This window comes from Pseudomonas lopnurensis, assembly GCF_015070855.1.
GTDB lineage: Bacteria > Pseudomonadota > Gammaproteobacteria > Pseudomonadales > Pseudomonadaceae > Stutzerimonas > Stutzerimonas lopnurensis.
In genome coordinates, this window is sequence record NZ_JADDIX010000051.1 from 1 (window position 1) to 9154 (window position 9154).

Annotated in this window: 9 protein-coding genes and 1 pseudogene; 8 read left to right on the forward strand and 2 right to left on the reverse strand. The window is 65.5% G+C overall.

Annotation, left to right across the window (positions count from 1 at the left end; genetic code table 11):
• Positions 1-344 precede the first annotated feature (344 nt).
• From IN820_RS09595 to IN820_RS09610, 4 genes are all read left to right on the forward strand, one after another.
• Positions 345-1169, forward strand: coding sequence for a substrate-binding periplasmic protein (locus IN820_RS09595; protein WP_193680765.1), 825 nt, complete (start codon positions 345-347; stop codon positions 1167-1169).
• Between the two features lie 49 nt (positions 1170-1218).
• Complete coding sequence (locus IN820_RS09600; RefSeq protein ID WP_193680766.1) at positions 1219-1530, forward strand: DUF4398 domain-containing protein; 312 nt, start codon at positions 1219-1221, stop codon at positions 1528-1530.
• A 20-nt stretch (positions 1531-1550) separates the two neighbouring features.
• Positions 1551-2324 carry an OmpA family protein gene (locus tag IN820_RS09605; protein ID WP_207793568.1) on the forward strand — a complete coding sequence of 258 codons (774 nt, stop codon included), beginning with the start codon at positions 1551-1553 and terminating at the stop codon, positions 2322-2324.
• A gap of 117 nt (positions 2325-2441) precedes the next feature.
• Positions 2442-3872, forward strand: a complete 1431-nt coding sequence (locus IN820_RS09610) for an aminotransferase-like domain-containing protein (RefSeq protein WP_193680760.1) — start codon at positions 2442-2444, stop codon at positions 3870-3872.
• Between the two features lie 37 nt (positions 3873-3909).
• Here the strand turns inward: IN820_RS09610 and IN820_RS09615 are convergent, their stop codons facing one another.
• Entirely contained in the window at positions 3910-4077 is a 168-nt protein-coding gene (locus IN820_RS09615) for a DUF2897 family protein (protein ID WP_193680761.1), read from the reverse strand.
• Between the two features lie 178 nt (positions 4078-4255).
• On the opposite strand from IN820_RS09615, the gene pyrF reads away from it, so the two are divergent.
• Complete coding sequence (pyrF, locus tag IN820_RS09620; RefSeq protein ID WP_193680762.1) at positions 4256-4951, forward strand: orotidine-5'-phosphate decarboxylase; 696 nt, start codon at positions 4256-4258, stop codon at positions 4949-4951.
• Positions 4952-4971: 20 nt separating this feature from the next.
• Here the strand turns inward: pyrF and IN820_RS09625 are convergent.
• Positions 4972-5980, reverse strand: a pseudogene (locus IN820_RS09625) (NADP-dependent oxidoreductase).
• Positions 5981-6186: 206 nt separating this feature from the next.
• On the opposite strand from IN820_RS09625, the gene IN820_RS09630 reads away from it, so the two are divergent.
• The 3 genes from IN820_RS09630 to IN820_RS09640 form a co-directional block, all read left to right on the forward strand.
• A complete protein-coding gene (locus IN820_RS09630) occupies positions 6187-6948 on the forward strand; it encodes an SDR family oxidoreductase (protein WP_193680763.1) in 762 nt (253 codons plus the stop codon).
• A gap of 202 nt (positions 6949-7150) precedes the next feature.
• A complete protein-coding gene (locus IN820_RS09635; protein ID WP_193680764.1) occupies positions 7151-8839 on the forward strand; it encodes a ShlB/FhaC/HecB family hemolysin secretion/activation protein in 1689 nt (562 codons plus the stop codon).
• Positions 8840-8864: 25 nt separating this feature from the next.
• On the forward strand, positions 8865-9154 hold a 290-nt coding region (locus IN820_RS09640), incomplete at its 3' end, for a two-partner secretion domain-containing protein (protein ID WP_193680373.1).

Here is a 9154-nt window from a genome sequence, read left to right on the forward strand (position 1 = left end):
CTACGGCCTGGTGGGCGATCTGTTCGAGATCGTGCCGGAGCTGGAAAAGCTCGTCTGAGTCTGACTGGCCGTCGAAGAAACCCGCTCATGCAGCGGGTTTTTTCGTGGCTGATCGGTTTGCATTCCGCTGGGCTGTAGGGTGGGCTTCAGCTCGCCAGATACCGCTCCATTGTGTCCTGGTGGGCTGAAGCGGAGTGCCGCCCGGCCCACCCTACGGGCCTTTGCGCCATCTCCAACACTTAACGCCGGCAGAGCCTTTTTCCTGAGCGATCACTCGTCTCGCCAGTGATAAGATCAGCGTGCCCGAGTCCGGCACCTCACCGTTGCGCAATAAGGGGACCTCCATGCGTTTTGCCTTCCCGCTGAAATCGGCCCTGATCGCCCTGGTGCTGGCGACGCCCATCACGGCAACGGCCGCGGGAAAGTGCGACCGCCTGGTGGCCACCGGTGCGGCGGACAACCCCCCGTTTCTCTGGCGCGACCCGCAGAATCCCACGCGGCTGATTGGTGCCAATGCCGACCTGCTCGGGCAGCTCGCCGATTCGCTCGGCCTCAAGCTGGATCTGCTCTACACCGGCGATGCGGCCAAGGCGCTCGACGAGGTGCGCAGCGGCCGCGTCGATGTACTGGCCGATGCCACCCTGACGCTGCAGCGGCTCGAGGAGATGGATTTCATTCATCCTGCCATCGTGCAGTTGCAGACGGTGGCCTGGGTGCGCAATGAGCCCGGCTTCTTCTATTCCAGCCGTGAGGACCTGCGCGGGCACGCCGGTAGCGTCGTTGCCGCGAGTCGCTTTGGCAGCGAATTCGATGCCTTCGCGAAGGCCAATCTGCAGCTGCAGCGGGTTGCCGACGTGAGTCAGGGCCTTCAGGCCCTCGTCGCGGGTGGGAGCGACTATCTGTTGCACGAGCGCTACAGCACCATCGCTGCGGCCGATACCCTGGGGCTGCTGAATAGAATTCAGCGTCTCGAGCCGCCGGTCATAAGCCGCGACATGCATCTGGCCATTTCCCATGATTCGGCCTGCAACGACCCCTGGTTGCGCGGACAACTGGCGCGAAAAATGACAGAATTGCGCGCCGCCGGCGTTGCGCGGCAACTGGTGGCGCACAACCTGACGGTCTGGAAAAACCAGCAGTCGGGGCCGACGGATACTTCGCAAAAGTAGGTCCAGCGTTTTGAAACGACTTCTTCCTGGCGCCCTGGTCGCCTTGTCGATGGTAGGCGGTTGCGCCCACGATCCCGCGCCCGTGGAACAGTTGCGGCTGACCGAGCAGGCGCTGGTTCAGGCGCGCGCCGTAGGTCCCGAAGCGTCTGCCGAGTTGCTGCAGGCCGAGGACAAGCTGCGCGCGGCGCGAACGGCGCTGACCGCTAAAGATCACCGTGAGGCACGCATGCTGGCCGAACAGGCGGAGCTGGACGCGCGACTGGCGGAGGTGCAGGCATTGAACGAGAGGCACCAGGCGCAGATCGACGATCTCACTCGGCGCATCGAACGACTGCGGCAACAGCTGGGAGAGGCCAGGTGAGAAGTCGATTCGTGATAGCCATGACCGCGCTGGTACTGGTTGGCTGCGCCACGCCGGAGACCGAGCGGGAGCTCGGTGCGGCGTCTGCCAGGCTGCAGCGCGCAGAGGCGGACGTCGCGGTCCAGCGCAGCGCGCCCAAGGACCTGCAGCGTGCCGCGGAAACCCTGCAGCGCGCTGAGCGTTTCGCCGACTATTGGGGCGGTGCGGCCGACGCCCGGCATTATGCCTACCTGAGCCAGCGCTACAGCGAGATAGCCCGTCAGCAGGGGCTGCTGCTGCAGCATCAGGAACGCATCGCGCGCCTGGAAATGGAACGCGACCGCCTGCGGCGCATGTTGCAGGACGCCAGGCTGATGACGGCCGAGCAGCAGGGACTGTGGCTGGAGGACCAGATGATGAGCCTGGCTGCCAGCGAAACCGACCGGGGTCTGGTGATGACCCTGGGCGATGTCCTGTTCCGGGCCGGCAGTGCCGAGCTGGGTAATACGGCCAACCGTACGCTGCTCAAGCTGGCGCGCTTTCTTCAGCTCAACCCGCAACGCAAGGTGCGCATCGAGGGCTACAGCGACAGTCGCGGCGATGCACAGGAAAACCTGATGCTCTCGCAGGCGCGCGCCCAGGCGGTGGCCGATCTGCTCGCGGAGCTGGGTATCGATCCGGTCCGTATCGAGGTGCGCGGCTATGGCGATCGCTTCCCCGTCGCGGAAAACGCCTCGGCACACGGTCGTGCGCAGAACCGCCGGGTCGAGATCCTGTTCTCCGATGCCGAAGGCGGCTTCGCTCCCGAGCGCTGATCGGGTCCGGTCGTAGCGCTGCCGAGGACTGTTTCGGCCAGACGTCGCATAACTGTATTGGTCGTGTCTCCCGCTCATGCGCTACTGTTACGGTTCAGTTGGCGGGAGACCGGCGCAATGACCAATCTGTTGCTCTATCAGCGTATCGCTCAGCAGCTCGCCGAGGATATCCGGCGCGGCGTGTATCGGCCCGGCGAGCGCGAGCCCTCGGTGCGCAAGATGAGCCGGCAACTGAGCGTCAGCCATGCCACGGTCTTGCAGGCCTACGCCAACCTCGAGGACCAGGGGATGATCCGCGCCCGCCCGCAGTCGGGCTTCTACGTGCACCAGACGCCGGTGCTCACCGCGCCGACGCCGGATATCGCCCGGGTCGAGCGGCCGACCCTGGTCACCCGCAGTAGCATCATCAACCAGGTGCTCAGCGAGTCCCGTCGCGAGGGCTTGATCCCGCTGGGTGCGGCGGTGCCCCACGTGGACTACCTGCCGGTGCGCGCGCTGCACCAGCAACTGGCCAAGGTCACGCGCTTCCACAGTCCGCGGGCCTTCAGCTACATGTTCAGTCCCGGCTACGAGCCGCTGCGTCGCCAGGTGGCGATCCGCATGCGCGATGCCGGGGTGGTGGTCGATCCTGCCGAAATCGTCATCACCCACGGCTGTGTCGATGCATTGCAGATGGCGCTACGGGTGCTGACCAAGCCGGGCGACCTGATCGCCGCCGAGTCGCCGACCTACTATGGCCTGCTGCAACTGGCCGACCTGCTGGGGCTGAAGGTGATCGAGATCCCCAGCGACCCGGACACCGGCATGAGCCTGGAAGCGCTGCAACTGGCCGCCAGCCAATGGCCGATAAAGGCCTTGGTGCTGACCGCGCGCCTGAGCAACCCGCTGGGCGTGAGCATGCCGGACCATCGGCAACGCCAGTTGCTCACCCTGGCGGCCAGGTTCGACATCCAGATCGTCGAGGACGATATCTACGGCGAGCTGATGTTCGAGCAGGGGCTGTACAAGGCGCTCAAGTCGAACGACCAGCAGGGGCGGGTGATCTACTGCTCGAGCTTCTCCAAGACCCTCTCGCCGGGCGTGCGTATCGGCTGGATCATCGCCGGGCGCCATCAGCCGGAGGTCGAGCGGCTGCAGACGTTCAGCACGCACTCGGCCTGTAGCGTGACGCAGATGGGCGTGGCCGCCTATCTGGAGAACGGCGGCTACGACCGCCATCTGCGCTACATCCGCCAGGAATACCGGAAGAACCTCAGTGCCTTTCAGCTGGCGGTGCAGCGCTATTTTCCGGAAGGCACACAGATGACCAGGCCCAAGGGCAATTTCATCCTGTGGGTCAGCCTGCCGGTGCGGGTCAACACCAAGGACCTGCAGGTGCGTGCGCTGGAGCAGGGCATCAGCATCGCGCCGGGGCTGATCTTCAGCAACACCGAACAGTTCAACCATTGCATCCGGATCAACTGCGGGCTGCCGTGGAATCACGAGACGGAGCGGGCATTGCGCACACTCGGACGGCTGGCCGCGGAGCTGTGCCGGGACGCGCAATAGCCCCGTCGCCGCGCAGTGGCGAGGGTGGCAACGGCTCTCAGCGGTCCCGCGAGTCCCGGGCGTCGGCCTCGGCATTGCGCTCGGCGATGCGCTTCTTCTGTTCTTCTGTGAGCGGTATCTTGCGGGCGGTCGAGCGCAGCATCAGCAGGCTGCCGACGATGGAGCCCAGCGCCACGACCAGGATGAGCCAGAAATACCAGGGCATGCTTTCCTCCAGGCGGTTGTGAGTGGTGGCCGCGTACTGCGGCTGCTGCCCACTTTACGTGTGCCCGGTCGCCAGGTCGATGACGGGCCGTCCTCCGAAATTTGAGCGGCCCGGCAAGCTTTCGTCGTCGGCTGTTTTTTCTGCGACAATGCGCGCCGAATTTTGCCGAGGACTCGCCATGACCTGCCAAACCCCGATCATCGTCGCGCTCGACTTTCCTTCCCGCGACGCCGCGCTGGCGCTGGCGCAGCGGCTCGATCCCGGGCTGTGCCGGGTCAAGGTCGGCAAGGAGCTGTTCACCCGTTGTGGTCCGGCGGTGGTGGAGGCCCTGCAGGGCATGGGCTTCGAGGTGTTTCTCGATCTCAAGTTTCACGACATTCCCAACACCACGGCGATGGCCGTGAAAGCGGCAGCCGAGCTGGGTGTATGGATGGTCAACGTACATTGTTCCGGTGGCCTGCGGATGATGGCGGCGTGCCGTGAGGCGCTGGAGAAGGCCGCCGGCCCTTCGCCGTTGCTGATCGGCGTCACCGTGCTGACCAGCATGGAGCAGGCCGACCTCGCCGGTATCGGCCTGGATGTCGCGCCGCAGGAACAGGTCCTGCGCCTGGCCGGGCTGGCGGCGCAGGCGGGCCTCGACGGACTGGTCTGCTCGGCGCAGGAAGCTGTCCCGCTGAAGGCGCAGTTCCCGCAACTGCAACTGGTAACGCCGGGTATCCGTCCGGCCGGCAGCGCCCAGGACGACCAGCGTCGCATTCTCACCCCGGCCCAGGCCATGGCCGCCGGTTCCGATTACCTGGTGATCGGCCGGCCGATCAGCCAGGCCGCCGATCCGGCGCAGGCGCTGGCGGCGGTGGTGGCCGAACTCGGCTGAGACGCCGAGCGCCGCGGCGCTCAGCTCACCTTGAGGATCAGCTTGCCGAAGTTGCCGCCGGTGAACAGTTTCATCAGCGTTTCGGGGAAGGTCTGCAGCCCCTCGATGATGTCCTCCTTGCTCTTGAGTTGGCCGCTGGAGAGCCATTCGGCCATGTCGCGCATCGCTTCGGGATAGCGCGACACGTAGTCGGTGACCACCATGCCCTCCATCCGCGCACGGTTGACCAGCAGCGACAGGTAGTTGGACGGACCCTTGACGGCGTCCTTGTTGTTGTACTGGCTGATGGCGCCGCAGATCACCACGCGCGCGCCGAGATTGATGCGCGGCAGCACGGTGTCGAGGATATCGCCGCCGACGTTGTCGAAGTAGACGTCGACGCCCTTCGGACATTCGCGCTTGAGGCCTGCCGCGAGGTCGTCGTTCTTGTAATCGATGACGCCATCGAAGCCCAGCTTTTCGGTCAGGAATCGGCACTTGTCGGCGCCGCCGGCGATGCCCACCACACGGCAGCCCTTGATCCTGGCGATCTGTCCAGCAATGCTGCCGACCGCCCCCGCCGCGCCGGAAATCACCACGGTCTCGCCGGCCTTCGGNCGGCCGGCCGACGGCGAGCAGGGCGAAATAGGCGGTCATGCCGGTCATGCCCAGCGCGGAGAGGTAGCGGGGCAGTGGCGCCTGTTGCGGGTCGACCTTGTAGAAGCCTTTCGGCTCGCCGAGAAAGTACGCCTGTACGCCCAGCGCACCGTTGACGTAGTCGCCCTCGGCGAAACCCGGATGCCGCGAGGCGATGACCTTGCCGACGCCCAGCGCGCGCATCACTTCGCCGATGCCGACCGGCGGGATATAGGACTTGGCATCGTTCATCCAGCCGCGCATGGCTGGGTCGATGGAGAGGTATTCGACCTTGACCAGGATCTGGTCGGGAGCGGGCTCGCCCACCGGCGTCTCGATGAAATCGAAGGTCTCCCGGGTCGGTGCGCCGGCCGGGCGGCGGGCGAGCAGGAATTGCTGGTTGAGCAGGGGCATGGAGAAAAATCCCGTCATTGCGAAAGTTTTGGTTTAGCCCGCTCGCGACCAGGCTGCAAGGTGCGTCGCTCGCTGGAATGCACAGGCATCCAGCCCGGTGATATGGCCACGCAAGGGCCATGCTTGCCGGTATAAATATGACCGGCACGCCCTGTATGGTCACTTCAAGACCTCTGGGTGGTTCTCAATTCTTCAGGAATACGAGCATGGGCATGAAATTCTCCGGCCAGGTCGCCCTGGTGACCGGCGCTGCGGCGGGTATCGGCCGCGCCACCGCACTGGCTTTTGCCGAGCAGGGGCTCAAGGTGGTGCTGGCGGATGTCGATGAGGCGGGTATCCAGCAGGGCGTCGAACTGATCCGGGCCGCCGGCGGGGATGCGATCTCCGTGCCTTGCGACGTCACCCGCGACGAGCAGGTCAGGGCACTGATCGAACGGACGCTTTCGCATTACGGCCGGCTCGACTACGCCTTCAACAATGCCGGCATCGAGATCGAGCAGGGCCGGCTGGCCGAGGGCAGCGAAGCGGAGTTCGACGCGATCATGGGCGTCAACGTCAAAGGCGTCTGGCTGTGCATGAAGCACCAGTTGCCGGTGATGCTGGCCCAGGGCGGCGGCGCCATCGTCAACACCGCCTCGGTCGCCGGCCTCGGGGCGGCGCCGAAGATGAGCATCTATTCGGCGTCCAAGCACGCGGTGATCGGGCTGACCAAATCCGCTGCCATCGAATATGCCAAGAAGCGGATCCGGGTGAATGCGGTCTGCCCGGCGGTGATCGACACCGACATGTTCCGCCGCGCCTACGAGGCGGACCCGCGCAAGGCCGAATTCGCCGCCGCGATGCATCCGGTCGGGCGGGTGGGCACGGTGGATGAGATCGCGGCAGCGGTGCTCTATCTGTGCAGCGACGGTGCGGGTTTCACCACCGGCCATGCGTTGGCGGTGGATGGTGGGGCAACGGCTATCTAGATTGCCGGTGTTCGGGCGGGCTTCTGGTTTCGCTCTGCTGCGCGAGTTTCTTCTCCGAAAAAGTTCCCTGCATGACGCCAGGAGTTGTTGAGAGTGTGATCTGTTCCCGGGGTTGAATCACATTCTCTTCAGCACTCGATTGTCTCGTGATGGCATAACGCCCACGATCGCGGGCCTGTACTTTTGGCCAGGGATGCTCGCGATGCGACAGCTGCTCGCCGCGCTGGGAAGCGCATTCTTTTTCATTTCGGCATTCGCTCAGGTGCCGACGCTGCCTGGCGAACGTGATCTGATCCGTGACCGCCAGGAACGCCTGCTCGAGGAGCAGCGCCGACGCCTGGAGGAACTCCAGCAATTGCCCGGGCGCGAGGTGCTGCCCGAGCAGCCGGCCCCCGCCGAGGACGAGCGCTGCTTCGAAATCCGCACGATTCGCCTGCAGGGTGCCGACCTCGTCTCGCCCGACGAGCAGCGCCGGCTGCTGCAGCCCTATGAAGGCCAATGCCTCGGCGTCAGCCAGCTCAACGCGCTGCTGAAGGCCATCACCCAGTTCTATATCGACCGAGGTTACGTCACGTCCCGCGCCTACCTGCCGGAACAGGACATGGCCGACGGCGAGCTGGAGGTGCTGGTGATCGAGGGCCGTCTCGAAGGCCTGGATCGGTCGGCCATCGCCAGTGATCGTGAGTTGGCCATGGCCTTTCCCGGGCGGGTCGGCGACATCGTCGACCTGCGCCAGCTGGAGCAACTGGTCGATCAGCTGAACCGCCTGCCTTCACGGCCGGCGCAGATGGAGCTGTTGCCCGGTGCCGAGGCCGGTGGCAGCCGCGTGCGCCTGCAGGGCGAGCCGCTCAGGCCCTGGCGGGTCAGCCTCAATCGCCACAACAACGGTGAAAGGAGCACCGGCGAGCAACAGTGGGGGCTGGGGCTCGACTGGGACAGCCCACTGGGCCTGGCCGACCAGCTCAGCCTGCGTGGCGGTGGCGATGCCGTCAGCGATCGGCATCGCCATTCGGCCAACCAGGGATTGTCCTACAGCCTGCCGTACGGCTGGTGGACGTTCAGCTATGGCTACAACCAGAGCTACTACCGGACCCGGGGGGAAGCGTCGGGCTTTCTCTTCGAAATGGACGGCGAAAGCAAGAGCCATCAGCTGGGCGCAGAGCGCGTGCTGCACCGCGATGCGGTCAGCAAGACCGCCGTCAGCTTCGGCGTGGCTCACCTGCGTACCCGCAACTATATCGAGAACAGCCTGCTCGACGTCTCCAGCCAGCGCCTGTCGGAAATGCAGCTCGGCCTCAACCATGGCCGTCGTATCGGCACCGCCTTCGTCAACCTCGACCTGGGCTGGCAGCATGGCACCGGCGCCTTCGACGCGCAGCGCCGCGGCGACCCGCGCTACGGCGAGCCGGACGCCCGCTACCACAAGTACAGCCTGACGCTGAGCGCGCTGCAGCCGTTCCGGCTATGGGACGAGTCGTTCAGCTTCGATTCATTGCTCAACGCCCAGAAGAGCGAAGACGTGCTCTACAGCCCGCAGCGCATCAGCATTGGTGGGCTGGCGTCGGTACGCGGATACAAGGAGCAATCGTTATCCGGCGACACCGGCGGCTATTGGCGCAACCAGCTGCGTTGGCGACGCCCCGTCGGCTGGGAGCCGTTGCGCCCGTTCCTGCAGGAATACGGCCTGGCCTACGCCTATGACGTCGGCGTCATTCATGGCGGGCGCTACAACCCCGACTTTCACGGCCGCCTATCCGGCCATGGCGTGGAATTGAGCGCGCGGGGCGAGCATCTCGCCGCCTCGCTGACCTTTGCCCGCTCGCTGGAGCGGCCGGACGTGATCGAAGCGCGGGAGCGGCCGCTGTACTTGCGCGTCGACCTGTTCTTCTGAATCGAACAAAGCTGGAGTCTTGTACATGGACGTGCGCAGCCCCTTCTTCCAGAACGTCGCCACCCTGCTGGTGGGCGTCATGTTCCTCAACCCCATCGTGGGCGCGGCCGCGGAACTGAGCGTCGCCGCCGGGAGCGGTGCGACGCTGGGGCAGGCCGGCAATGGCGTGCCGATCGTCAACATCGCCGCGCCCAACGGCAAGGGCCTGTCGCACAACCGGTTCAAGGACTACAACGTCGGCCAGCAGGGCCTGATCCTCAACAACGCCACCGAGCGTACCCAGAGCACGCAACTGGGCGGCATCATCCTCGGCAA

Bases quoted from the DNA above. Each gene is read 5' to 3' on its own strand.
- IN820_RS09595 (WP_193680765.1), top strand. From the start codon at position 345: ATGCGTTTTGCCTTCCCGCTGAAATCGGCCCTGATCGCCCTGGTGCTG.
- IN820_RS09600 (WP_193680766.1), top strand. From the start codon at position 1,219: ATGGTAGGCGGTTGCGCCCACGATCCCGCGCCCGTGGAACAGTTGCGG.
- IN820_RS09605 (WP_207793568.1), top strand. From the start codon at position 1,551: ATGACCGCGCTGGTACTGGTTGGCTGCGCCACGCCGGAGACCGAGCGG.
- IN820_RS09610 (WP_193680760.1), top strand. From the start codon at position 2,442: ATGACCAATCTGTTGCTCTATCAGCGTATCGCTCAGCAGCTCGCCGAG.
- IN820_RS09615 (WP_193680761.1), bottom strand. From the start codon at position 4,077: ATGCCCTGGTATTTCTGGCTCATCCTGGTCGTGGCGCTGGGCTCCATC.
- pyrF (WP_193680762.1), top strand. From the start codon at position 4,256: ATGACCTGCCAAACCCCGATCATCGTCGCGCTCGACTTTCCTTCCCGC.
- IN820_RS09630 (WP_193680763.1), top strand. From the start codon at position 6,187: ATGGGCATGAAATTCTCCGGCCAGGTCGCCCTGGTGACCGGCGCTGCG.
- IN820_RS09635 (WP_193680764.1), top strand. From the start codon at position 7,151: ATGCGACAGCTGCTCGCCGCGCTGGGAAGCGCATTCTTTTTCATTTCG.